Here is a 23811-nt window from a genome sequence, read left to right as displayed (position 1 = left end):
TCAGGCCGTCGGTCGGGCGGTCAGAACATCTCCGTCTGCCTCATGGCCCCGTGCGACAACGACTGGACGGCCCAGCCGTCGCACCAAATCCCTGAACTCAAGGCCCAGAAAGCGCAGACCGCAAATCCGGTCTCCGGTGGTTTGATCGGTTAGGCACATCCGTCCATCCCGGAAGACCAGGCGATACCCCTTGTCGTTCAGGATGTCGGTCAAACCAGCCCAGCTTGCCGCGCTGGCAAAGATCGGAAGGATCGTTGCTCGCAGTAGAACTGCGGATTCACAATCCAGTTCTGTTGATGTTTGTCGGACCGAAAATGCGTCCGGTTGTTCAGTTTCAATTCGAATACTCATGAGCGACCCCCGCTCTAAAAAATGTATTCCCCCACAATCAGGGTGACAAAGTTTCCAAAAATAAGCAAAACGCGAAATAAAGTTGCGTTTCAAATGTTGCATTTTGAGTTCAGTTTGCCTCGCCATGCTCACATTGACTTCATACCTGAAACAATACCGGGCTGTCTGTGAAGAGCGTCACAACCGGGGGTATATTTTGGTGGCGGACGATCTCCTTAAATTCGTGTGACCGTTCGACCCGTGGCCCTACTGATTCGCATTTTCGAGGCTTTGAGAGTGAATTTGACCGCGCCGAAATTGCTGATAAACCGAGCAAAACGATGAAAGGGCCCGCGCTGTGCTGAGTTTCGCGACCGTCGTGTATTCCAAGGACTTTCCCCTGCTTGAACTTCAGGCGCTGTCTTTTGCCCGTTTTGTCGATCCGGACATGGTTTCGTCGATTCACGTGATCATGAATGACTGCGACGAAGATACGCTCAGGGCAAAAATCGAACCCCTTTTGGCTTCATACGGCCCACTGCGATCCAAGGTTCAGGTCCTGGGCGGCGATGACCTGATGTTGCAGCCCGGTCAGTACGCGCGGCGATCCTTGTCGGATCGGATCATGATCGAAAATCGGTTTCGTATTCCCGGCATTCGCAGGCAGGGGTGGCGCGGGTCCAACGGGTATCGCAGTCAGCAAGTTCTGAAGCTGGGCGCCGCGCGCGTTGCGGCGTCCGAGAACATGGTTATCCTGGACACCAAGAATGTCTTTCTACGTAGCTTTGACCCGGCTGAGTTCTTTGCTGACAACGGTGCGGCGCGTATCGCTTTCATCGACGTCCAAAGCGATTACCACCGCAATTGGCTGGTCGAGAGCCTTGATGCTCTGGGCGCGTCAGGTGCCGACCTCAACGGGTTAAGGACTACGACATTTGCGACCCCTTTCGCGATGCGCCGATCCTTGGCCTTGGCGCTGCTGGACGAGATCAATGATCGCTACGGTTCGGTTCAGGCGCTGTTCGGATCGCGCAGGCGACCGTCCGAGTTCATGTTGCTGAATGCGTTCTGCCTCAAATCGCCGGATGGCTATGCACCGTGGTTCGAGGACCACGCGCAATGCAATATCGGGCTCTGGCCGACCTATTCGCCCGAGGAAATGGCATCGCAGTTGGCGATGCTGGATGATCCCGCTGCATTGACGTTGGGTCTGCATAACCGCGCCTTGTCGCTGTTGCCCGGCGATCTGCGGGATCGTGTGTTTTCCGAGTTGGAAGACAGGGGTATTTGTACCCGACCGCGCGCCGAAGAGGTGCTAAACCGCGCGGCGACGCTGACCGGCTGACAACCGGCTTGACCATCCGGTGAAATGCCGAAAGGGTCGCGACAACAAAATAACCGGAGCAGGCATGGCCAGAACACCCCCGCCCTTTGCCCTATTTGAGTGGAAAATCGCGTGGCGTTACCTGCGCGCGCGCCGTGTCGAAGGTGGCGTGAGCGTTATGACGTGGATTTCCCTGATCGGGATCACGCTGGCCGTCTTTGCCCTGATTGCCACTCTGGCCGTCCGTTCTGGATTTCGGTCCGAATTCGTCGGCACTATTCTGGGCGCAAACGCCCATGTGACTGTGTACTCCGCCGGAGAGTTTGATGCGCAGGGGCGCGTTGACCGCACAATCGCGGAATATGAAGAGATGACCAGTCGGATCGCGCAGGTTCCGGGCGTGGAACGCGCGGCCCCGCTGGTCAAAGGGCAGGTCCTGATTACCAATCGCGATCGCAGCAGCGGGGTCGAGGTCTTTGGTATCCGCCCCGACGACTTGCGCGATCTGCCGGGCGTCGCGCAAAGCGAACAAGCCGTCGGTGATCTGACCCAGTTTCAAGACGGAGAGGATGTGATTGCCATTGGGTCCGGTGTGGCGCGCAGCATCGGAGCGACGGTTGGTGACACGGTCAAACTGACCTCACCCAATGGGGTGAAAACCGCCTTTGGGACGTCTCCGCGCGTGAACGCTTATCAGGTGGTCTATGTGTTCTCGGCCGGGCGGTATGACATCGACCGCACCCGCGTTTATATGCCGTTCACGCAAGCTCAGAGCTTTTTCAACCGCGACGGTGTGGCCGACGAGATCGAAGTGATGGTCGAACGGCCCGAGGAAATGACCCCGGTTCTGATTCCCATCCTCGAGGCCGCAGGCGGGCGCAGCCAGATCTGGACTTGGCAGGATGCGTCGGGCGGATTTCTGCGTGCGCTTGAGGTTGAGGACAACGTGATGTTTATCATCCTGTCGATCCTCGTCCTGATCGCAGCAATGAACATCGTGTCGGGCCTGATCATGCTGGTGAAAAACAAGGGGCGCGATATCGGTATCCTGCGCACCATTGGCCTGAGCGAAGGGTCGATCCTGCGGGTCTTTTTCATCTGCGGTGCATTCACAGGCATCATTGGCACCGTCATGGGCGTGATCCTCGGCTGCCTGTTTGCCATCTATATCGACCCGATATTCTCATTCGTGAACTACGTCATGGGCGGCGGCGTCTGGGATCCGTCCATTCGCGGCATCTACTCCTTACCCGCCGAGTTGCACCTTTCAGATGTTCTCAAGGCGATTGGGCTGTCGTTGGGGCTGTCATTCATCGTCACCTATTTCCCGGCCCGCCGCGCGGCGCGGCTGAACCCGGTTGAGGCGCTGCGCTATGAATGATCTGACGATGCGGCTGAACGGTTTGACCAAGACCTACCTCAAGGGCACTCCAGGTGAGGTGCAGGTGTTGCGTGGGGTCGATCTGGAATTGCGCGCAGGTGAGGCTGTGGCTTTGGTCGCGCCATCCGGGGCAGGCAAATCGACACTGTTGCACATTGCTGGGCTACTGGACAAACCAGATGAAGGATCAGTTGAGATCGCGGGCCAGAATGTAGCGGGCAGGGGGGATCGAACCCGTACAGCGCTTAGACGGCAGGACGTTGGGTTCGTGTACCAGTTCCATCATTTGTTGCCCGAGTTTACTGCGCTGGAAAACATCACCCTGCCGCAACTGGCTAACGGTGTATCTGAGAAGGCTGCACTGGACAGGGCGATGGCCTTGCTGGACCGCGTTGGAGTGGCGGCACGTGCCAAACACCGCCCCGCCGCCCTGTCAGGGGGCGAGCAGCAGCGTGTTGCGTTTTGCCGGGCCCTGGCGAACAAGCCAAGCGTTTTGCTGGCGGATGAACCGACCGGTAACCTGGATCCCGAAACCTCGGATCAGGTATTTGGTGCTTTGATGTCGCTGGTCCGGGATGAAGGGCTTTCAGCGTTGATTGCCACGCATAACATGGATCTGGCCGCGCGGATGGACCGAAAACTGCGGCTGGAGGCGGGTGTTCTTAAGCCAGTTGAGTGATGGCGACGCCGGCCGCCATCACGGCGATACCCCCGGCCCTTATCCATGTCAGCGGCGTGACCTGAGCACCAAACAGGCCAAAATGATCGATGGCCGCCGTGCTGATCAGCTGTCCCAGCAGAACAAAGAACACTGCGTTACCGACCCCGAAATGGGGGGCAACATGCGTGATCGACAGAACATAAAACGCAATCAAAACACCGGCCAGCAACAAGTGTTTCGGGGCTTGGGCCACTTTGGATAGCGCTTCCATTCCTGGAAACAGCAGCATGACCAGGGCTGACGCCACGAACGCGATGGCAAACAGGACTACGCCGGCGGTTGTCGGGGACCCGATCAGCTTGCCCAGTGCGGCATTCAAAGCCGCCAGAATCGGAACGCCGATCCCGGCCGCCAGCATAATGGCTGCGTATTGTGTCATTGCCCGTATCCTCCCGCTTCGTTGATCTGGATCATTGCGCCAAGCCGCCCGGCGGGCAAGCCTGCAAATGTCAATCGTGACAGGAGGATGCGATGATCAGACCGATGTTCAGGGCCGTTTGTGCGAGTGTTGCTGCGTTGGCGTCTCCGGCCATGGCGCAGAACGTTGAAACCGGTGCCGAACTCTATCAGCATTATTGTGCGACTTGTCATGGGATCGATGCGACCGGGCATGGGCCAATGGCTGGTGTGTTGGTGATACAGCCGACTGATCTGACCCTGCTGGCATCCAGGGATGGAGTATTCCCTACAGCCCGTGTTGTGGCGCGTATCGACGGGCGTGATCCCTTGGTCAGTCATGGCAGCCCGATGCCGGTTTACGGTCCTTATTTCGACGGGCAGGATACCACAATGAAAACACCCGATGGGCAGCCGATCCTGACCAGTCAGCCGATTGTGGATCTGGTGGCTTATCTGGAGACGCTGCAATAAGGCTTAGCCTTCGCGGCAAATCCCTTCGACCTTCGCTCCGCTCCACGGAATGACAACGGCACGCTCGCGCTGCGCGCCAGGCAGCGGTGACAAGTCGAAATGCGCGCCCAACATGTCATGCAAGCGCAGGGTCCGCGGTGCGGTAGGGTCCAATGCCCGGCAGCAGACGTATTCCTCGACGATCGCCCCCTGTTGTTCGAATCCATAGGATAGAAAATCAGGCGATGTCTGCAGGTCGAACAAGTACGGGTCCTTGCTTCCGCCATGTTCGGCGGCGGCTCGCAAGGGATGGTAACCAGTGGACTGGCGGTTCTGCCATTGCCAGACGTGTGTCAGTTCGTGTGCAAGCAACATCCCGGCAATCAGGTCCATCTGTTCCGGGAAATCGGACATATAGTCCTCAAGGTACCAGTCCTTGTTAAAATAGACCTTATTAAACAACGCAACAGCGGCGGGTTTCGCGGTTACGACCCCTTCTTCGGTTGGTGGCAGGATACGTTCCCGACAGGCCAGGCGCGGCCGGTCCTTGCGGTAAAACGTGATCGGCGTTACCGGCGCACCTTCGACAAGTCGCACGCGATCCAAATCCAGCGTGTCGCCTTGAACGGCACTTGCAAATGCGCGTTCCTGATCCGTCAAAGGGCGACCACAGGCAGCAAGCAAAATTAATAGCGTCATCAAAATACGAAAGGCCATAATCAAAGCCTAATGCGAAGTGCCCGCGCTGCAACCCGTTTTCACAGGCTCATCGCCAAAACCCTGCTGATTTCGGTCAGCGACCGGCCTGATTGATCCATCCATGTATTAAAGGCCTCTTGCACCGCAGCCATCGCCTTTTTTGATGTTGGGGCCTTATCGACCACCCCTTCGGCAATCAGCCGCGCGGTCACATCTTGCGAGAGGATAAAACTGTCACGCCCTGCAAATCGCATGGCGTATTGGGCCGAAGCCCCGCCCAGACGCGACCCGCGCTTGCCCAGCATCGCCAACAGACCGACATAATCCTCAGATGGCCAACCGCCAAGAACTTGACCCACACCGCCTTCATCACGCAGCTCCAGCAAAAATGCAGCATTGTCACGAACGGTCGCGATCTTGGTCCCGTTGCGCACAATGCTGGTATCCTGCAGCAAGGCGTCGAATTTCTCATCATCCATGAAGGCGCAGCGTCCGACATCGAAATCGTCAAATGCGATTTCAAACCCGTCCCACTTGTTTTCGATGACCTTCCAGTTGAACCCCGCCTGAAAGATGGATTTGGTGATAATCGAAAGCCAGCGATCTTCCGGCATCTCAGCAAGCTCGGCCAGGCTTTTGGGTTTGCTCAATTTTTCATTCAACGCATCCGGGCCACCATGGCGATTGGCAGCCATTACAAAAATTTCATCGAAATGATGCATCAATCATGTCCTCCACCGATAAAGTTGCCTGTTGAACGCTTCGTTGCAAGGTCTCAAAGAGAGTGAGGTTTTGGACATTTGGTGCGTCTAAGATCAAAAAAATGCAGAAAAATCGAACATCGAGCAAAGAAATGCTCGACAAAACAGGGGATTCGGGTTTGTGATTGACTCGTCAATCAAAGACCTGCGCCAGATATTTGTGTTAAGCAAAAACGCGCGCGATCAGTACAACGCAGCGAGTGGGGACTTGCGGCTTAATACAAGGCGAAAAATTCCGCCTTTGTTCAAAGTGTTCACTTCCCTTTTGCGGCCAATATTGTGCATGTTGCGACATGGTATTGTCGTCTGTTCAACCTTCCGGCGCGCACCTGTGCGCTGAGGTGGACGAAAAACAAAAAAAGACAGGGAGAATGTCGATGAAAAAACTTAGTGTCAGCCTGTTGGCTATGATGGTAGCCGGTTCCGCTTACGCCGCCGATATGGGGGCCGTGGACGAGCCGATCAAACTGGCGATCAACGAATGGACCGGTCAGCACGTAACGACCCAAGTAGCGGGCGAGATGCTGAAAGCCGCAGGTTACAACGTCGAATACGTGACCGCTGGTATGATGAACCAGTTCCAGGCAATCGCGGATGGCGACATCACTGCGACGCTGGAAATCTGGTCGTCAAACGTCTCGGACGAATACGCCAAGAAAATCGACGAAGGCACCGTCGTCGAAATCGGCGATCTGGGTCTGGATGCCAAGGAAGGCATCGCTTATCCGGCGCACGTGGCCGATCTGTGCCCCGGTCTGCCGGCATGGGAAGCGCTGAAGGATTGCGCGCAGGTCTTCGCGACCGCTGAAACTCTGCCCGGTGGTCGTCTGGTCGACTATCCTGCCGATTGGGGTACGCCCGGCGCTGACCGTATGACCGGTCTTGAACTGCCGTTCAAAGCTGTGCCTGCCGGTTCCGAAGGTGCTCTGATCGCCGAATTGCGCGCCTCGACCGAGCGCAAGTCGCCGCTGCTGATCACTTTCTGGCAGCCGCATTGGGCGATGTCGGCCTATGACGTTCAGTTCGTTGAATTGCCTGCCGGTGAAGAAGCTTGCTTTAACGATCCGGCTTGGGGACCGAACCCGAACGCCGTGAACGACTGCGATTTCTCGCCCTCACGCATCTTCAAAGCCAGCTGGAACGGGATGGAAGAAAAATGGCCCGCGGCTTATGAAATCCTGTCCAACTATCAATTGGCGGTCGAGGACCAACAGCCGATGATGGGCGCGATCGACGTTGACGGCGGTAAAGTCGAAGAAGTTGTCGCCGAATGGATGGCTGCGAACGAAGACAAATGGCGTCCGGTTGTTGACGCGGCAACGCAGTGAGTTCGCATAAGTGACTGACGCGAATACGCCAGCCATTACCTGCCAGAATCTCTGGCAGGTTTTTGGTCAAGGCGCAGACAAAGCCCTGACCGACGCGCTGTCTCGGTCAGGGAATGACGCAGACAAAGCCGCCGCCGATCTGCGCGAACACGGGTTCATCCCGGCCGTTCAGGACGCAAACTTTGAAGTTAAAGAGGGCGAGCTGTTCGTCATCATGGGGCTGTCGGGATCGGGCAAGTCCACACTGATCCGCTGTATCTCGCAATTGCTGCCGGGCACGGGCGGCGAAATCCGTGTCGACGGCGAAAACGTTATCGGCGCGTCGAAGAAAGCGCTGACCGAATTGCGGCGCAAAAAACTGGGCATGGTGTTCCAGCATTTTGGCCTGTTTCCACACATGACTGTTGCGGACAACGTGGCCTATCCACTGCGCGTATCGGGCGTCGGCAAAAAGGAACGAATGGCCCGTGCGCAAGAGGTCATCACTCTGGTCGGATTGGAGGGGCGCGAGGACAGCTACCCGCGTCAGCTTTCCGGTGGTCAGCGTCAGCGCGTGGGAATTGCACGGTCTTTGGCGGTGAACCCGGACATCTGGTTTCTGGACGAGCCGTTCTCGGCCCTCGACCCGCTGATCCGCCGACAGCTGCAGGACGAATTCCTGCGCATTCAGGCGACGCTGAAGAAATCCATCGTCTTCATTACTCATGATATCCAAGAGGCGCTGAAACTGGCCGACCGCATCGCCATCATGCGCGATGGCAAGATCGTCCAGATCGGAACGCCGACGGATATCGTATTGCGCCCCGTAGATGATTACGTGCGCGAATTCTCGAAAGACGTGGCCAAGGGTCAGCACGCCAAGGTTGCCTCGGTCATGCGGGACGAGTCTGAACGTGGCCCGGATGATCCTGGCCTGACAACCTCGATGACGCTAGACGCTGCGTTGGCGCATTGCATGGAGCTTTATGAGCCCGTTCCTGTGCGAGATGAAAACGGCAATATTGTTGGCACGGTTCATCCTTCTGATCTTGCCGCCGCGCTCCAGGTGGATGAGACATGACTGCCGTGTCAGACATCCCCAGCAACAGCGCGATCCAATTGACGGTTGGCGCGAAGGCGGCATTAATCACAGTCGTTGTCGGCGCGATTTGCCTTGCGTTGGAGGGTCTTGCGCCTTGGTTGGTCAAGTGGCCCGCCACTTGGGAACTGCCCGCCACGCAATGGGTCGGCGCGTTTCTGGACTGGTTTCTGAACGGTATCAAACCGGCGATGCGGTTGTTCTCTGACCTGATGGCATATCCCATGAACGGGGCCAATTTCGTATTAGGTAATACACCATGGCCGATTCTGATTGGACTGGTGACGGCGCTGGGCTGGTTTCTGGGCGGCTTGCCGATGGCGGCGTTGGGATTCTTTGGCCTGAGTTTTGTGCTGGCATCTGGCTACTGGGCCGAGAGTATGAATACGCTGGCGCTGGTTGCCGTTTCTGTGCCCGTCGCGTTAGTCGTCGGCGGTGCCATCGGCATCCTTGCCAACGAGGTGCCGCGCGTGAAGTCCTTTGTTCAGGCGGTGTTGGACGTGATGCAGACGGTCCCGACTTTTGCCTATTTGACCCCGCTGTTGCTGTTGTTCGGCTTTGGTCCGGTCGTAGGGCTGATCGCTTCGGCCATCTATGCGGCCCCGCCAATGGCGCGCAACGTGATGCTGGGTCTGGAACGGGTCGAGCCCGAGATCAAAGAGGCCGCCATCATGTCCGGCGGCACGCGGTTTCAGCAGTTGTTTCAGGTCGAAATCCCCGCAGCGGCGACGCAGATCATGGTGGGCGTAAACCAATGCCTGATGGCCGCCCTTTCGATGGTCATCATCGCCGCCGTTATCGGCGGGTTCAACGATATCGGCTGGGAAGTTCTTCTGACCATGCGCAAGGCGCAGTTTGGTGAGTCGCTGATGGCCGGTCTCGTCATCGTGGTCTTTGCCGTGGTGATCGATCGGATGAGCGGTACGTTGGCGACCGAGCGTAAGCGCTATGATCCACGCGTTGTCTGGGCAGTTCTGGGCTTTACGGTCCTGTTTACCGCCGCCTTTTGGGCTTGGCTGCCGAACCCGTCCGAGTTGACCCTGCTGGACCCGATGGCTGAGGCTGTCGACAGCGGACTGACAGCGTTCACGCAGGCGAATGGTCCTTGGCTGGATGCTCTCAAGAACAACTCGTTGTTTTACGTGCTGTTGCCGTTGCGGATCGGACTGGATCAAGCTGTTCTGCCCTTCACATGGGGTTTCCAGTGGACAGCAGGGATGAGCTTTGGCCTTTTTGCTGCCGGCGGCGTCATCGCCGCATTGATGGCATGGCGCGGCCACCTGACAGGTGGTTTGGTTGTTCTGATCCTGATCGGAATGCTGGAAACGGGTATTTCAAACCTTCCATGGCCCTTCGTCCTGACCGGGGCGGCTGCGCTCAGCTATGTCGCGGGGGGCTGGCGTCTGGCGGCGCTTTCCGTTGGGTTGCTTTGCACCATCCTAGTGTCCGGCCTGTGGGAGCGCGCCTTGCTGTCGCTTTACCTCAGCGGTGCTGCGGTGTTTTCCTGCGCCATCGCAGGTGGCTTGATCGGCCTAGCCAGCGCCGTATGGTTGCCGGTCTGGAAGGTCGTTCGTCCGATCTGCGACATGCTGCAGACAATCCCGCTGTTCGTCTTCCTGATCCCTGTGCTGATGGTTTTCCAGATTGGCGAGTTCTCGGCCTTTCTGGCGATCTGTGCCTACGCCATTGTCCCGATGATCCGCTACACGAGGCACGGTTTGGTCAACACACCGGAAGAGATGATGGAGGCCGCAATCTCGAGCGGTGCGACCGAGTGGCAGATCATGCGCGACGTGCGCGCGCCATATGCTGCGCCGACGATCCTGCTGGGGTTGAACCAGACCATCCTTTATGCCTTTGCAATGCTGGTGATCGCGGCACTGATCGGGACCACCGGTCTGGGGCAGTCGATCTATCTTGCACTAGGGCAAGCGGATGTGGGTCTGGGCATCTCGGCCGGTGCTGCTATGGCGATTCTGGCGCTTGTTGCCGACCGTATCGTACAGGGTTTTGCCGAAGAACGGCGCAAAGCGCTGGGACTGTAAAATGGGGCAGGGGCGGCGCGTCCGCCCCTTTTGCCCTGCACTTGATCTTAGACAAAGACCGGACAGCGTTCGAGACGTAGACCGCGCGTAACACGTTCGGAGAACACGATGACCGGTTGGGCCTTCTTCCTCGCAGCACTGATTACCTTTCTTCTCAGCCACGCCATCCCGGTAAGACCGGCCGTGCGCGGTCGGCTGATCGATATGTTGGGGCGCAGGGGGTATTTCGCTGCATATTCCGCATTGTCCCTATTGGTTCTCGCGTGGCTGATCGTCGCTGCAGCCCAAGCACCATATGTTGAGGTCATACCACCGTTTGCCATTTTTCGCTGGGCACCACTCTTGGTGATGCCGATCGTGTGTTGGCTGGCGGTTGCAGGCTTGTCGATCCAAAACCCGTTCTCTTTTGGCGGGATGGGGCGCCGCGCCTTCGATCCTGAAAAACCGGGCATTCTGCGGACAACGCGCCACCCTATTCTTGTCGCCTTAATGCTGTGGGCCGTGGCGCATCTGCTGGCCAATGGCAGTCTGTCACACGTGATCCTGTTTGGCCTTTTTGCCGGTTTTGCTGTCTTAGGCATGGCCTTGATCGACCGCCGTAAACAACGCGATATGGGCATGGAATGGACTTGGTTGTCCCGCAATACAGGTCGTCTGTCGCTGCGCGCGCCGCGTCCCTGGCCGCGCCCTTGGGTCTGGTTTGTTGCTATCGCCATCTTCATGGCCCTGCTTCATCTGCACGCGCCTGTGATCGGGTTGTCGCCACTGCCGTAAAGCAAGAGAGTGGCCGCGCGAGTACTTGCGTGCTATCTGGAATGTCACAAATCTGTACTTAGGGGTCCTTAGATGCATCTGGCCTATGTCACTACCACCGACCGCGGCGCAACCGATCGTCTTTTAAGCGCGGTTGCCGAACACCTGCTCGCGAAAGGCGCGAGCCTTGCCGGAGTCGTGCAAACTAATACCGAATGCGCGGATAGCAGCAAGTGTGACATGGATGTTCGGGTTCTGCCCGAGGGAGAGACCATTCGCATCTCGCAATCCCTTGGTGAGCAGTCGCGCGGTTGCCGTTTGGATCCTGCTGCGTTGGAACAGGCCGCAGGATATGTGACGTCTTCGCTGGCCGATGCGCCCCAATTGCTGATCATCAACAAATTCGGCAAGCATGAGGCTGACGGGCGTGGATTCCGCCCCGTAATTGCCGAAGCTCTGGCGCTGGATGTTCCCGTCCTTGTTGGTGTGAACGGTCTGAACAAAGAGAAATTCGACGCGTTCACTGGTGGTGCTGCCGAACAGATCGAACCTGATTCTGAAAGCATCATTGCTTGGTTCGACCGCGTCACTGCGCAACGTGAGGCCGCGGCCTGACAAAGCTCCCGTTGGGTAAGCTTCTGTTTTCCTAACTTGTTTCGTGTCGCATGTGCTGCAATCCTCTCTCTCGGAGGAGACAGTGCATGTGGACCAACTGGGCCGGAAACCAGCGCACGGATACGCCAATAGCGCGCCCGACGTCGATTGCTGAACTGCAAAATGAGATCGCGCGACCCCAAAGCCTGCGGGTCTTGGGTGCGGGGCATTCCTTTACGCCAATCGTAGCCGGTGGTGACCGGATCGTGGACTTGTCTGATTTGGATCTGCCAACGCTTGGTGATGCCCGGCAGGATCGGGTGTGGGTCAACGCCAATGCGCGGTTGCGGGATCTGTCACCGGCGCTGGCGGACAAAGGACTGGCATTTCGAAACCTTGGGGACATCAACACCCAATCGCTGGCGGGTGCGGCGTCGACTGCGACGCATGGGACCGGGCGGGACTTGCCGTGCCTTGCGGCAGAAATCACTGCAGCCCGGATGATCGGAGCAAGTGGAGATATTCTGACCTCGGATGAAATCCCGCTTGAGATGGTACAAGTCAGTTTGGGGATGCTAGGCGTTCTGACCGAAGCGCAGATTTCGGTCGTGCCAAAGTACAACTTACGTCGTCAGGTTCAGCTTGCCTCGGTCGAGGAAAGTCTGGCCACGATGCACGAGAAATGGGCAGAGAACCGGAATTTCGAATTCTTCTGCATCCCGTTTACCGGAAAGACTGTCGAACTTCGTCACGCCATCACGGATGCAGCCGAAAGCAAAGCACCGCGCGATTTGGATATGATTGCTGTAAAGGTACTGAAACTTGCGCGCAGCGCGGGGCGGATCAGCGAAGGGTTGCGCAGTGCGATACTCAAGCTACTGACGCTTGCGCAGTCGGACGAGGATTATATCGGCGAAAGCTGGCGGGTTTTGTGTAGCGACCGGCATATTCGTTTCAAGGAAATGGAATTCCATCTGCCGCCAGATGTGGCTGGGGATGTTCTGCAAGAGGTTCTGACGCGCCTACATCGCGACCACAAGGACATCTACTTTCCGATCGAAGTGCGCCAGACTGCTGGCGACACGGCCTGTCTGTCTCCGTTCCAGGGTGGGCCGCGCATTTCCATCGCTATTCACGCCGACGCAGCCGAGGATCATAAACGGTATTTCGAAGCCATTGAGCCGCTATTTGTCGAAGCAGGGGGCCGCCCTCATTGGGGTAAGATGCACAATTTGGCTTACAAAGACCTGTCCGCAATGTATCCGGATTTTGATCGGTTTTGTGCGCTGCGCGAACGGCTCGATCCACAGGGTAAGTTTTTGACCCCCGCGCTTGCTCGGTTGTTTCGACCATGAATGCAGCAGCCCTGAAAGCCCTGTCAGATGTTCTGCGATCACACGGGGTCGACAAGCCCGTCGTCGTAGTGGACTTAGACTTGTTGGACGCCAATTGTGTTGTCGCGAAAAGGGCTGCTGACGCTGGGCTGGCCCGCAGGCTGGTCGCCAAGTCTCTGCCCTGCCTTCCTTTGTTGGATTTCATTCGCGAGCGCATCTCGACCTCTGGCCTGATGACGTTTTCCGAACCGATGTTGCAGGCGCTTTTGACGGCCGAGCCCGATACGGACCATCTGATCGGGAAGCCCCTGCCTGTCAGTACGGCTGCAAGGCTTCTGACCACCAATCACGACGCGGCAAGGCGCGTTCAATGGTTGATCGACACACCAGCTCGGCTTGGGGAATATTTGGCGTTGGCTTCAGATCGCCAGACATCACTGCGTTTGTCTTTGGAACTGGATATCGGCCTGCACCGTGGCGGGCTAAATTCTCAGAATGTCCCAGAACTTGCCCAACAAATAATGGCGCACCCATACGGGCAGCTTGCCGGGGTCATGGGGTACGAGGCGCATTTGGCGAAACTGCCCGGCATTCTGCGCAACCGAGCGGTTCGGGCCAGTGCAGATGCGTTCAACACAGCCATCGCCGCTTTGCCGCGTGACGAGGATGGGTTGTGTCTGAACACAGGCGGCAGCCTGACCTTTCAATCCTACCTTGCCGAGGGTTCTGCGAATGAGGTGGCATTCGGCTCGGTCCTGGTAAAGCCCGGCGATTTTGACCACGCCACGACGCAGGCGTTTGACCCAGCCGCGTTCATTGCGACACCAGTTCTGAAAGTAATGCCGAGAAACGCATTGCCGGGTCTGGAGTTCTTGCCGCGACAAAAAACGGATATTGCGATCTTTGGCGGCCACTTCCTTGCCCAGCCGGTTTTCCCAGCAGCGTTTGGCTACTCAGCGGTCTTTGGCCGTTCAAGCAATCAGGAAGTGTGGACAGGTCCACGTTCGGCAGACGTATCGCCGGGCGACATCGCACTGCTGCGCCCTGATCAAAGCGAGGCTGTGCTGAATCAGTTCGGCACCATTCTGGCCGTCCGAGGCGGGCAGGTGGTTAGTGAATGGCCATGCCTGCCTAACTAGGCGTCGGTTAATCTGCAAACAGGGCTTCGGCGGCACGGCGCGCCTCGGGGTCGCGTTTGATTTCTTGGTTGTAAGGAAGCTCGGCCAGTTCGGGCACCGACTGACGCAAGATCGCCGCGTTCAAATCTCCGTTCCTGCGCAGGGCAGGAGTAATGCTCATACTGCGTGAGATTAGATATCTGTCATTGAACGGATTGAGCGTAAAGTGACGCGGCATCCCATTCAGCCCGGCACCCATTGTGTTTGGAAGGATGTTCTCAAGAAATGATAGGTCAAACGCGTAGCGGTGCGTTTCCGGTGGCAGTGTGTCAAGCCAAGTCATCACCTCACGTTGCCAATAGACAGCGGGTGGAATGCCTTCAGGCGCCCTTAAGCGCAGGCGCCGCACCAGATGTGGAAATCGAAACGCATCCTGCCCTTTCCACTGATTTGCACGGTTCATGTCCATGACATTTCCACGCATCGAAATCTCGGCATCAGGCAGGAATTCGTGTGCCGCCAGTTCACGATACCCCATCGTCGACGTGTGCCCGCCCGTGCGTAGGCCGAATAGTTTCTCCTCTAAGCTGGGTGCATCCGAGGGGTCACGTTTTTCGGTCAACTTCATGCCGTCAATCAAATCGGGTTCGAATCCAAGTTTCTGTCCAATTTTCTGGGCAAGCAGACAATCCAGAGATGACAGATAGTTAATCCGGTGCGTATAAAACGCACTGACATGTTCAAGGTGCTCCTTGGCCGACGCGACCAGTGCCCGGCTGTCATACCCACCTGTAATCGGAATGGCGGCCCGAAAGGATCCCGCAAGCGCACCAACTGTCGCCCCGAGACGCGTCACTATTTCTGATGCAACAGTGTCAATATCTACATCTGCGGTAAACGGTGCGTCCGACCGGGGCCAATGGCGGTATTGCTGATACCGGTCCAGGGTAAGAGCGTGATTTGGCCGCGCCAGCCGCAAATCGCGATCACCAGTGATGCCCAGTGAAAAGTTGGTTGCCCCAGACATGACGTCCTCGACCCGGATATAGCGACCTGGCTCAATGGGTTGGTCCAGCGCCATGAAAGGTGATGAGCCGATAAGGCCGGTCTTTGGATCATAGAAACAGGACAATTTCAGGGTAGGGTCGATGTACAGCCTTTGCTCGCGTCCAAGCCTGCTGAATATGACAAAGCGCCCGGCCAGATTTTCAAGCCAGTTTTCCAGATCGCACCAAGTCGGACTGGCTCCAAGATCGACCAGTGTATCGCCTGCTATGACCGTTCCGGTGTCGACCGCGATCCCCAGAATCAACAGCTGTAGGCCAGCGTCGGCGCAATCGCGTAGCGTTCTGCCAATGTCAACAATTTGCAACAGAGCCTCGCAATCGAAGGCCAGTGCAAACGAAAATGCTTGGATCGAGTGATCTGCATGTGATTGGAAAGTGGTGGGCGACCCTGGAATCGAACCAGGCGTGCGTCTCCGCGAGGGAGTTACAGTCCCCTGCCACACCTTGCGGCCTGTCGCCCACTGTCAGGCGTTGCACCTGACGTGGAGGCGTGATTACTAGCGCCTTGAAGAAGCGTCAACAGGAAAATTTGGCTTTGACGCAGGAAACCGAATTCCCGGCCCGGAGGCCCAAGAAATGAAGAAACCCAAGTGGGTCGTTGAAAAGGAACAGGCGCGCAAAGCTGCGGCGTCTGAAACCGTTTGGCTGTTCGGTTTGCATGCCGTTCGGGATGCTTTGATGAACCCGAACCGGCAGAAATTGAAACTGATTGTGACGCGGAACGCACGGGATAAACTGGCAGAAGCGATTGAATTTGCAGGGATTGAGGCCGAAATGGTCGATCCGCGAAAATTCACCGCGCCCATTGATCCCGGTTCAGTCCATCAGGGGGCTGCACTTGAGGTCAAGCCGCTGGATTGGGGCGGGCTGGCTGAAAATTGCATTGGGCGTGAGCATCCCAGGGTCATTTTATTGGACCGTGTTACCGACCCGCACAATGTTGGGGCGATTCTTCGCTCGGCCGAAGTGCTTGGAGCCAGTGCCGTGATCGGTACGCGGCACCATTCGGCGCCGGAGACGGGCGCGCTGGCCAAAACCGCGAGTGGAGCACTGGAGCGTCAGCCCTATCTGCGCGTGCGCAATCTGGCGGATACTATTGTCGAGCTGCAGAACATGGGCTTTCAGGTATTGGGTCTGGACGGTGAGGCCGAACAAACCATCGAGACGGCGTTGGGCGGCAAACTGGACCAACCTGTCGCGTTGGTGCTGGGGGCCGAAGGACCCGGCCTGCGGCAAAAGACCAAGGAAACTGTCAATCAACTGGTGAAAATCGACGCAGCCGGTGGGTTTGGTTCTCTTAACGTCTCAAATGCTGCCGCAATTGCCTTATATGCTTCAAGGCATCGATAGACAGGAGAGAGCCATTACCAGCCCGACCAAAATCGCTACTTGCTGTTACTGCGGAACGCGCGCTGCGTTGGTTCTGAAAGGGAAGCAACGCCACGAACTCAGCTGCTCTAGCTGTGGGGCCCCTTTGCATGACCTCAAGATGGTTCCCAAGCGCAAGCTGAGCAATGACAAGCCAAAGCGCGACAGCTACAAAACCGCTACCGCATACAAGTCCAAAAAGAAAAAGAAGAAAAAGGGGATTTTTGCGCGCGTCATTGATGAAGCATGGGATGTGGTCGAGGATATCTTTGACTGACGCGGGATAAAGCGACACGAGCGTTCACAACCGCGTTAATAGGGGTGTTTCGCGCGACAAAAGATTGCATTTTGATACCCTGAATTTGTAATCCTGAGCATGTGATGCCAATCAAACGTTTCATACTTGGCGCGATAGCCGCCGTTGCCCTTCTTTCTGCCGCCCAAGCACAGGACATGCCCGTCTTCTATGAGGCGGACGGTGCCGTCATGGCCGGCTACGACCCTGTCTCATATTTTCTTGAGGAAACGCCGGTCCGCGGATTGCCAGAATATTCTGTGATCTGGAAAGGGGCCGAGTGGCATTTCGCCTCGGCCGAGAATCGCGATCTGTTTGAAAGCAATCCTCGCGCCTTTTCCCCTCAGTTCGGGGGCTACTGCGCCTATGCCATGGCGCAAGGTATCTTAAAAAGCACCGATCCGATGCTTTGGGACATGGTGGAAGGCCGGCTGTACCTGACCCACTCGCCTGAGATTGAGCAGCTCTGGCGTGGAGATCGTGCAGAATACATTCACATGGCCGAGGAAAACTGGCCTGTGGTGCTGTATCAAGACTAGGCGAATTTCCGCCTTCTTCGGACTGTCATCACAAAAATGCGACGCCCCTCTTTTTTTCTCTAAACTTATGCCTAAATGTCACAGTGACCGCGGAACGGAACTGCCGCGGGTCATTTCACTGTCCCTCGTTCCAACAACTGGCGCTCAGGTTCGACCTGAGCGCTTTTTTCTTTGCTGCGCCAAGTCTAGGGTGCCCGCATGCCGAATTACACAGACCCATTCCTGAAAGACATCCTGCGTCGCACCAAAGTGATTGCTGTCGTGGGCGTTTCGATGAACCCGGTGCGGCCCAGCTATTATGTCGCGCGGTATCTTTCACTTAAGGGATACACGGTGATCCCGGTGAACCCAGGTCATGCCGGGAAAGTACTTTTCGGGCAGACCGTTCGCGCGTCATTGTCCGAGATTACTCAGCCGGTCGATATGGTTGACATCTTTCGCCGTTCCGAAGCTGTTCCGTCAATAGTCGACGAAGCACTGTCTTCTTTTCCCGACCTACGCACGATCTGGATGCAGATCGGCGTTGAACACCCCGAAGCCGCAGCCAAAGCACAGGCGCGCGGCGTGGATGTGGTGATGAATCGCTGCCCTAAAATCGAATATCAGCGCCTGTTTGGCGAGCTGCGCATGGGTGGATTCGCGACCGGAGTGATTTCTTCCAGACTGTGAAGGTTAGCCGCCGACATACGGCAGCAATTCCCCGTATTGTTCCTGGCGGCGCTTTTCCAGAACAACGCTTCGGGGCACCCACTCATACTTGGTGTCTTCCACCAAGGGCGACCAGAACAGAACACCGCCGTACCGCCATGGGTCCAGCACCACGCCTTCGTACATCGTCTCGCCCTTGCGGCTGATGATGGCTGTGCTGTGGTCGATTCTGAACTGGTTGTCCGCATTTGCTATCGCACGGTGCAAGTCCAGCGTCCGGAAGTTCTCTTGCTTCAGTCGACGTTCGATATCCTCGGCCCAATGCCAACACAGCCCACGCGGGCGTAGACCCTTGTTGACCTTGGCATTGTGGATCAGCGGAGGGTCAGTAATTTCGTATTCCTGAACCAGCTGCGCAGTATAGGAATAGGCGATGCGGGCCGCGCGGTCGGCTTCTTCGGGGTCGATGTCGGGACCAAGGCTGCGGATTTCCGTTGCCAGTCTTTGAACTTCATCACCGGTCGTGCGCGGCGGCGCCGAACACGCGGTAATCATCACAAGCGAAAGCAAAGCCATTACACTGGCCAGAGCCCTGGTCATTCCCGCGTTCCTCGGTCGGTCCCACACTGGTCCCTGACTATACAGGGCAGGGCGGCAGGACGGAACCCGCGCTTAGGTCTTTGGGCGTGATGCCTTTTCCGCGATTCCGCTTGTGCCCTGGCGTCGGGCCAACTCGGCCAAAACGTCATCCAGCGCCACGTCCCGCGCGGCCAGCATGACCAACAGGTGATAGAGGACATCCGCAGCCTCGGCGGTCAGCTTGTCCTTGTCGCCTTTGACGGCTTCGATGATGGCCTCAACAGCCTCTTCCCCGAACTTCTCGGCACATTTCTCTGGCCCCTTGGCCAGCAGTTTTGCGGTCCAGCTAGAGTCGGGCTCGGCACCTTTGCGGGTCTCAATTGTCGCGGCCAGATCGTGCAGGATGTTCATGTCAGCCTCATGGGGATGCCAGCCGCAGCCATGTGTTCTTTGGCCTCGCGGATGGTGTATGCGCCGAAATGGAAGATCGAGGCCGCCAGCACGGCACTGGCCCCGCCTTCTGTCACACCTTCGACCAGATGATCCAGGTTGCCTACGCCGCCAGAAGCAATCACCGGCACGTCCACCGCGTCCGAGATCGCGCGGGTCAGCGGCAGATTGAAGCCTGCCTTGGTGCCGTCGCGGTCCATTGAGGTCAAAAGGATTTCGCCAGCCCCTTTGGCGACAACGGTTTTGGCGAACTCAAGCGCGTCGATACCGGTCGGCTTGCGGCCACCGTGGGTGAAGATCTCCCACTTGCCTGGGCTGGTTGTTTTTGCGTCGATGGCACACACAATACACTGGCTACCGAATTGATCGGCAGCTTCTGCGATGACATCCGGGTTGGCGACAGCGGCCGAATTGAAGCTGACCTTGTCGGCGCCAGCCAGCAACAGCGCACGCACGTCGTCCTTGGTGCGGACACCTCCGCCGACGGTCAGCGGAACAAAGCATTGTTCTGCCGTGCGCTGAACCACATCGAACATGGTGCCACGATTTTCATGGGTGGCATGAATGTCCAGAAAACAGATCTCATCCGCGCCTGCTGCGTCATAGGCTTTGGCCGACTCTACAGGATCGCCCGCGTCACGCAGGCCAACGAAATTGACACCTTTGACAACACGGCCATCGGCGACATCCAGGCAGGGAATGATACGGGTTTTCAGCATACCGGCGTCCTTTGTTGGCGCACCTGTATCGGCAAAACCCCGCCTTTTCCAGTACCGTTAGGGCGCGTTGCGGAAAATGGCGGGGTCAAGCATTGGCTAAGATCTTGCGCCGGTTCTATTGCTTTTTGTCCTTTAGCAATTTGAGCGCAGACAGAAGATTGGCCTTGTCGTCCGTCCACGGCTCACCTCCATCCGAAACCACGGCCTTCCATTTTCCGCTCTCAACAAAACTGTCGATCTTAGACTGGTCTCGGCTGGCAATCATCACATGGGATTCGTGCGCGCCAAGTTCATTGCTGTCCGGCTCGATCTGATGAAATTGACTGGCGGTATGAAGCCCAAGCTTGCCTGCAATGCGCGCCAGCGGGTCAACTAAGTCGTAGTAGCGATTGGTGATGTGGAAAACCAGAATCCCGTCATCAACCAGTCGATCCATGTACATCCGCACCGCTTCTTCAGTTGTCAGATGCAGGGGGATTGCGTCAGAGCTGTAGGCGTCCAGAACGAGTACATCGAAGGTATAGTCTGTCTGCGCCAGGACGATACGAGCGTCACCAAGATGCGTTGGCGAATTTGGTGCACATTCCGAGATGTAGGTGAAAAGGGATGGGTCGCGCGCTACTTGATCCACCATGGCGTCGATTTCAAAGAAGGCCCATTCCTGCGATGGAAGTTTGTAGCAGGCCAGAGCCCCAACTCCGAGGCCGATAATACCAATGCTGTCGGCGTCACGCCCAAAATCGGATGTTATGACCTGAGCGATCGGACCGTTGGGGTAGAAGTATGACTTCGGCGTTGGTTTTTCGCCAAATTCTGACTCCAATTGCAAACCGTGCAGAGTGGTCCCGTTTTGATAAATTCTCAGACCCGATTCCGAGTAGACCCTATGGGTTCCAAAGAAGCTCCGATCCTGAAGCAGCGAACCCTTATGTGGCCAAAGGACCGGCAGCATCAGCGCCGCGATGATGGCGACGATACGTGCAGGTTGACTGCGAAACAGGATCAATGCACCCAGCAGCATTGCGGTTGCTACAAGTGCACTCAGAGGCCCGTCTGCAATAAGATCAACTCCATCGATCATGCCGAACAGAAGGAGGATCGGGTAGCTGACAATCAGACCAATCGCCAGGTTTCTGGGCGTAACTGTTCCTTTTCCTATCAAGAGCAATCCGCTGGCCAGGAATAGTGTCAGCTGCGCCTCGACTTCTTGGGCAAATGCTAAAGGGGCAAGGATTGAATTGAACAATCCACCGAATGCGCCGCCTACCGACAGCGCGATGTAGAACACTGTAAGCTGTTCTGCTGGCGGCCTCATTTCGTAAAGCAACCTGTGCGCATACAGGGCGATTACGAACAGTACGGGAACGTACAACAAAAAGACGATTGGGCCCGAATGGTGGCCGATTTTGTTGGACAGCAAGACTACACCTGTCGCCAGTGCCAAAATCATTGGAACGTGTAGAGATTTCGCACTTAGTCTTTTCAATTTCGCAAAGGCGAAAATGAAGGAAAGAAGGTAAGTTGCCAGAGGCACAACCCAGATAAGCGGGATTGAGCCCAGATCTGTGCTGGCTTTCGTGGTAAATGACAGCATCAGAGATGAAGGTACAAAGGCGATCACAATCCAGGTTGCAATCTGCTTCATTTTTGGGGTGCTCTTCGCGATATCAGCTGCGATCGGCGCAATGACGCTGCTCGATCCGCGCAGCGCTAAAAGGCCACTTATCGCCATTAACCCACCGAAGATGACAAACCCGATGGACCAAATTTTACTGGTCGCACTGGCACCCAGAAGGGGGTCTGCCAGCAAAGGAAAAGCCAAAAGAGCCAGCAGGGAACCGACGTTACTTGCGCTGTATAGGAAATAGGGGTCGTCTGCCGAAGGCCCACCGGACCGTGAATACCACGCCTGAAGCAATGGCGCATTCGCAGAAAGAACCGCAAATGGCAGGCCGACACCCAGGGCAAACAACTTAAGGGTTTGCAGCGCGGTCGAGCTGGATGCGTCATAACTCCAGCCGTCGCTAATTGAGAGGGGCAGGTATGTCAGTGCAGCCGCCCAAAGTGCCAGGTGAGTCACAAGCTGCCAGCGCAAGGGGATCCATTTCGTCAACACATGGGCGTAAATGTAGCCAACGATCAGAACCACCTGAAAGAACAGCATAGCGGTCGTCCAAACCGCAGGAGCGCCACCAATTTGCGGCAAGACCAGCTTGGCAAACAGGGGCTGAACAAAAAACAATAGAGAAGCGCTGACAAAAACTGTGGTGCAAAAGCTGAATATGATCGCAATTCTGAACCAAGAATTGTTCGAATATTCTGTGCTGGTAATACTCACGGTGGAATTCCCTGCTCGAGTTCTTTTGCGAACTGCTACAGGCGAATTAAGACGAAGTTTGGGCCAAGCTGGGTAAAATATCTGTCAGAATGGGTTATTGTTCTCGAATACGGGACGGTCTGCGCGGGTTTCAAAGTTGCGACGGGTCGGGTGCGTGGCAAGGCTTCGCCGATGCCGGAGATGTGATTGCAAGTTCGCGAAAAGCTGAGACAATTTGGATGAAATTTACAGAAGGAAACCCGATATGCGAAATCTGATATTGGCAACAATTTTGACTTTTGGAGGGGCGATGTCTGCAATGGCTGACGACATCATCAAGGTAAACACGAACAAATCGGTGCAAGAGGCGTTGGACGCGCTAGAAGCTGCCGTTGGCAATGCGGGCGCGACCGTCTTTGCACGCGTCGATCATGCAGCTGGTGCGGAAAAGGTCGGTCTGACCATCCCCGCCAATCAGGTTCTGATCTTTGGCAACCCGGCACTGGGTACGCCCGCGATGCAGATTGATCCACGTGCCGGGCTTTTCCTGCCGCTCAAAGTGCAGGCATACGAAGACGAGACCGGGCAGGTCTGGCTGGCCTATGAGGACCCGAAAGAGACGATGGATGAGCTCGACGAAGTCGAGAAATCACCTGTCATCGAAAAGATGCGCGGTGCGCTTGCAAAGCTGACTTCGGTTGCGGCCGAGTGATCAGCTTAAGGCCCGAATGGCCTCGGAAAGGTCAATCGCGCCATCATAAAGCGCCCGGCCCGAGATCGCGCCGTCCAATGCCACGCCACAATCACGCAGGGCGATCAGATCATCCAGCGAACTGACCCCACCCGAGGCGATGACCGGGATTGACACCGCACGGGCCAAATCTGCCGTTGCCTGGATGTTCGGCCCCTGCATCGCCCCGTCGCGATTAATGTCGGTATAGATGATGGCCGCAACGCCTGCGTCCTCGAAACTGCCGGCCAGATCGGTGACCTTCACGTTGGTCTCTTCGGCCCAGCCCTTAGTGGCCACCATGCCGTCGCGCGCATCGATGCCGACAGCAACTTTGCCCGGAAATTCCTTGGCAGCTTCACGCACCAGATCGGGGTTTTCGACCGCCACGGTGCCCAGAATCACGCGCGCCAGACCTTTGTCGATCCATGTCTCAATCGTGGACATGTCGCGAATGCCACCGCCCAACTGCGCGGGCACGTTGCATTCTCTCAGGATCGCTTCAACCGGGGCGGCGTTGACCGGCTCACCCGCGAAAGCGCCGTTCAGATCGACGAGGTGAAGCCATTCACAGCCTGCCTCGACAAAAGCACGGGCCTGTGCCGCCGGGTTTTCGTTGAACACCGTTGCCTTATCCATTTCACCACGCAGCAGGCGTACGGCCTGTCCGTCTTTGAGGTCGATGGCGGGGTAGAGGATCATGTCAGGCGGCCCTATATCTGATTTGTTCGCGCGGGATATCGCACATGCGGGGCAGGGGATGCAACGCGACGCCAAGTCAATC

The 23811-nt window shown here is 56.8% G+C and carries 26 protein-coding genes and 1 tRNA gene; 16 read left to right on the top strand and 11 right to left on the bottom strand.

The features are described 5' to 3' along the window. Nucleotides 1-351 (bottom strand): hypothetical protein, encoded by a 351-nt coding sequence (locus tag AC2FIO_RS04655; protein ID WP_058275672.1) that lies wholly within the window; start codon nt 349-351, stop codon nt 1-3. A 337-nt stretch (nt 352-688) separates the two neighbouring features. On the opposite strand from AC2FIO_RS04655, the gene AC2FIO_RS04650 reads away from it, so the two are divergent. The 3 genes from AC2FIO_RS04650 (at nt 689) to AC2FIO_RS04640 (ending at nt 3714) form a co-directional block, all read left to right on the top strand. Beyond that, nucleotides 689-1675, top strand: coding sequence for a DUF6492 family protein (locus AC2FIO_RS04650; RefSeq protein ID WP_496695966.1), 987 nt, complete (start codon nt 689-691; stop codon nt 1673-1675). Between the two features lie 64 nt (nt 1676-1739). Then, nucleotides 1740-3035 carry a lipoprotein-releasing ABC transporter permease subunit gene (locus AC2FIO_RS04645; protein WP_282168854.1) on the top strand — a complete coding sequence of 432 codons (1296 nt, stop codon included), beginning with the start codon at nt 1740-1742 and terminating at the stop codon, nt 3033-3035. Beyond that, on the top strand, nt 3028-3714 hold the full coding sequence (locus tag AC2FIO_RS04640) for an ABC transporter ATP-binding protein (RefSeq protein ID WP_496695965.1): 687 nt from the start codon (nt 3028-3030) through the stop codon (nt 3712-3714). Before AC2FIO_RS04645 ends, AC2FIO_RS04640 begins: the two co-directional genes overlap by 8 nt. Here the strand turns inward: AC2FIO_RS04640 and AC2FIO_RS04635 are convergent. Continuing rightward, a complete protein-coding gene (locus AC2FIO_RS04635) occupies nt 3698-4135 on the bottom strand; it encodes a DMT family transporter (protein WP_058275676.1) in 438 nt (145 codons plus the stop codon). The two genes, AC2FIO_RS04640 and AC2FIO_RS04635, sit on opposite strands and share 17 nt — an antisense overlap. 92 nt (nt 4136-4227) lie before the next feature. Between AC2FIO_RS04635 and AC2FIO_RS04630 the strand changes: the two genes are divergently transcribed. Further along, complete coding sequence (locus AC2FIO_RS04630) at nt 4228-4626, top strand: c-type cytochrome (RefSeq protein WP_496695962.1); 399 nt, start codon at nt 4228-4230, stop codon at nt 4624-4626. Between the two features lie 3 nt (nt 4627-4629). Here AC2FIO_RS04630 and AC2FIO_RS04625 read toward each other — a convergent pair whose 3' ends face one another. Further along, complete coding sequence (locus AC2FIO_RS04625) at nt 4630-5304, bottom strand: hypothetical protein (protein ID WP_496695960.1); 675 nt, start codon at nt 5302-5304, stop codon at nt 4630-4632. A 59-nt stretch (nt 5305-5363) separates the two neighbouring features. Continuing rightward, nucleotides 5364-6026, bottom strand: a complete 663-nt coding sequence (locus tag AC2FIO_RS04620) for a DNA-3-methyladenine glycosylase I (RefSeq protein ID WP_496695958.1) — start codon at nt 6024-6026, stop codon at nt 5364-5366. Nucleotides 6027-6442: 416 nt separating this feature from the next. On the opposite strand from AC2FIO_RS04620, the gene AC2FIO_RS04615 reads away from it, so the two are divergent. The 7 genes from AC2FIO_RS04615 to AC2FIO_RS04585 all read left to right on the top strand — a co-directional run bounded on the left by AC2FIO_RS04615 (nt 6443) and on the right by AC2FIO_RS04585 (nt 14336). Beyond that, nucleotides 6443-7393, top strand: coding sequence for an ABC transporter substrate-binding protein (locus AC2FIO_RS04615; RefSeq protein WP_058275748.1), 951 nt, complete (start codon nt 6443-6445; stop codon nt 7391-7393). A 10-nt stretch (nt 7394-7403) separates the two neighbouring features. Continuing rightward, a complete protein-coding gene (locus AC2FIO_RS04610) occupies nt 7404-8453 on the top strand; it encodes a quaternary amine ABC transporter ATP-binding protein (RefSeq protein ID WP_496695957.1) in 1050 nt (349 codons plus the stop codon). Continuing rightward, on the top strand, nt 8450-10516 hold the full coding sequence (locus tag AC2FIO_RS04605; RefSeq protein ID WP_496695955.1) for an ABC transporter permease: 2067 nt from the start codon (nt 8450-8452) through the stop codon (nt 10514-10516). The genes AC2FIO_RS04610 and AC2FIO_RS04605 overlap by 4 nt, the downstream gene beginning before the upstream one ends. Before the next feature lie 108 nt (nt 10517-10624). Next, a complete protein-coding gene (locus AC2FIO_RS04600; protein ID WP_496695953.1) occupies nt 10625-11290 on the top strand; it encodes an NnrU family protein in 666 nt (221 codons plus the stop codon). A 72-nt stretch (nt 11291-11362) separates the two neighbouring features. Then, nucleotides 11363-11884, top strand: coding sequence for a DUF2478 domain-containing protein (locus tag AC2FIO_RS04595; protein WP_496695951.1), 522 nt, complete (start codon nt 11363-11365; stop codon nt 11882-11884). Nucleotides 11885-11970: 86 nt separating this feature from the next. Further along, nucleotides 11971-13218, top strand: a complete 1248-nt coding sequence (locus tag AC2FIO_RS04590; RefSeq protein WP_496695949.1) for a D-arabinono-1,4-lactone oxidase — start codon at nt 11971-11973, stop codon at nt 13216-13218. Next, nucleotides 13215-14336 carry an alanine racemase gene (locus tag AC2FIO_RS04585; RefSeq protein WP_496695947.1) on the top strand — a complete coding sequence of 374 codons (1122 nt, stop codon included), beginning with the start codon at nt 13215-13217 and terminating at the stop codon, nt 14334-14336. Before AC2FIO_RS04590 ends, AC2FIO_RS04585 begins: the two co-directional genes overlap by 4 nt. 7 nt (nt 14337-14343) lie before the next feature. Here AC2FIO_RS04585 and AC2FIO_RS04580 read toward each other — a convergent pair whose 3' ends face one another. Both AC2FIO_RS04580 and AC2FIO_RS04575 read right to left on the bottom strand, forming a co-directional pair. Next, nucleotides 14344-15687 carry a hypothetical protein gene (locus tag AC2FIO_RS04580; RefSeq protein WP_496695945.1) on the bottom strand — a complete coding sequence of 448 codons (1344 nt, stop codon included), beginning with the start codon at nt 15685-15687 and terminating at the stop codon, nt 14344-14346. Nucleotides 15688-15758: 71 nt separating this feature from the next. Continuing rightward, nucleotides 15759-15842, bottom strand: a tRNA-Tyr gene (locus tag AC2FIO_RS04575). 116 nt (nt 15843-15958) lie between these two features. Between AC2FIO_RS04575 and rlmB the strand changes: the two genes are divergently transcribed. From rlmB to AC2FIO_RS04555, 4 genes are all read left to right on the top strand, one after another. Continuing rightward, nucleotides 15959-16732 (top strand): 23S rRNA (guanosine(2251)-2'-O)-methyltransferase RlmB, encoded by a 774-nt coding sequence (gene rlmB, locus AC2FIO_RS04570; RefSeq protein WP_282151637.1) that lies wholly within the window; start codon nt 15959-15961, stop codon nt 16730-16732. Continuing rightward, nucleotides 16713-17027 carry a hypothetical protein gene (locus AC2FIO_RS04565; RefSeq protein WP_200833257.1) on the top strand — a complete coding sequence of 105 codons (315 nt, stop codon included), beginning with the start codon at nt 16713-16715 and terminating at the stop codon, nt 17025-17027. Before rlmB ends, AC2FIO_RS04565 begins: the two co-directional genes overlap by 20 nt. A gap of 104 nt (nt 17028-17131) precedes the next feature. Further along, nucleotides 17132-17584, top strand: coding sequence for a YHS domain-containing (seleno)protein (locus tag AC2FIO_RS04560; RefSeq protein WP_282151636.1), 453 nt, complete (start codon nt 17132-17134; stop codon nt 17582-17584). Nucleotides 17585-17782: 198 nt separating this feature from the next. Continuing rightward, nucleotides 17783-18253: a CoA-binding protein gene (locus AC2FIO_RS04555; protein ID WP_496695942.1), complete on the top strand. Its 471-nt coding sequence runs from the start codon at nt 17783-17785 to the stop codon at nt 18251-18253. A gap of 3 nt (nt 18254-18256) precedes the next feature. Here AC2FIO_RS04555 and AC2FIO_RS04550 read toward each other — a convergent pair whose 3' ends face one another. The 4 genes from AC2FIO_RS04550 to AC2FIO_RS04535 all read right to left on the bottom strand — a co-directional run bounded on the left by AC2FIO_RS04550 (nt 18257) and on the right by AC2FIO_RS04535 (nt 22144). Continuing rightward, a complete protein-coding gene (locus AC2FIO_RS04550; RefSeq protein ID WP_282168843.1) occupies nt 18257-18832 on the bottom strand; it encodes a hypothetical protein in 576 nt (191 codons plus the stop codon). 72 nt (nt 18833-18904) lie between these two features. Further along, nucleotides 18905-19222 (bottom strand): phosphoribosyl-ATP diphosphatase, encoded by a 318-nt coding sequence (locus tag AC2FIO_RS04545; protein WP_282151633.1) that lies wholly within the window; start codon nt 19220-19222, stop codon nt 18905-18907. Then, nucleotides 19219-19980: an imidazole glycerol phosphate synthase subunit HisF gene (gene hisF, locus AC2FIO_RS04540; RefSeq protein ID WP_496695939.1), complete on the bottom strand. Its 762-nt coding sequence runs from the start codon at nt 19978-19980 to the stop codon at nt 19219-19221. Before hisF ends, AC2FIO_RS04545 begins: the two co-directional genes overlap by 4 nt. Before the next feature lie 115 nt (nt 19981-20095). After that, nucleotides 20096-22144, bottom strand: coding sequence for a fused MFS/spermidine synthase (locus AC2FIO_RS04535; RefSeq protein ID WP_496695938.1), 2049 nt, complete (start codon nt 22142-22144; stop codon nt 20096-20098). A 418-nt stretch (nt 22145-22562) separates the two neighbouring features. Here AC2FIO_RS04535 and AC2FIO_RS04530 point away from each other — a divergent pair, with 418 nt between their 5' ends. Continuing rightward, nucleotides 22563-23009 carry a DUF302 domain-containing protein gene (locus AC2FIO_RS04530; protein WP_282119114.1) on the top strand — a complete coding sequence of 149 codons (447 nt, stop codon included), beginning with the start codon at nt 22563-22565 and terminating at the stop codon, nt 23007-23009. On the opposite strand, the gene hisA is transcribed toward AC2FIO_RS04530, so the two are convergent. Then, nucleotides 23010-23729 carry a 1-(5-phosphoribosyl)-5-[(5-phosphoribosylamino)methylideneamino]imidazole-4-carboxamide isomerase gene (gene hisA / locus AC2FIO_RS04525; protein WP_496695936.1) on the bottom strand — a complete coding sequence of 240 codons (720 nt, stop codon included), beginning with the start codon at nt 23727-23729 and terminating at the stop codon, nt 23010-23012. Nucleotides 23730-23811: the final 82 nt, after the last annotated feature.

The organism is Ruegeria sp. CDSB086 (assembly GCF_059611065.1).
The sequence above is the reverse complement of the archived record's forward strand: the minus strand, read 5'-3'. Positions and strand labels throughout refer to the sequence as shown.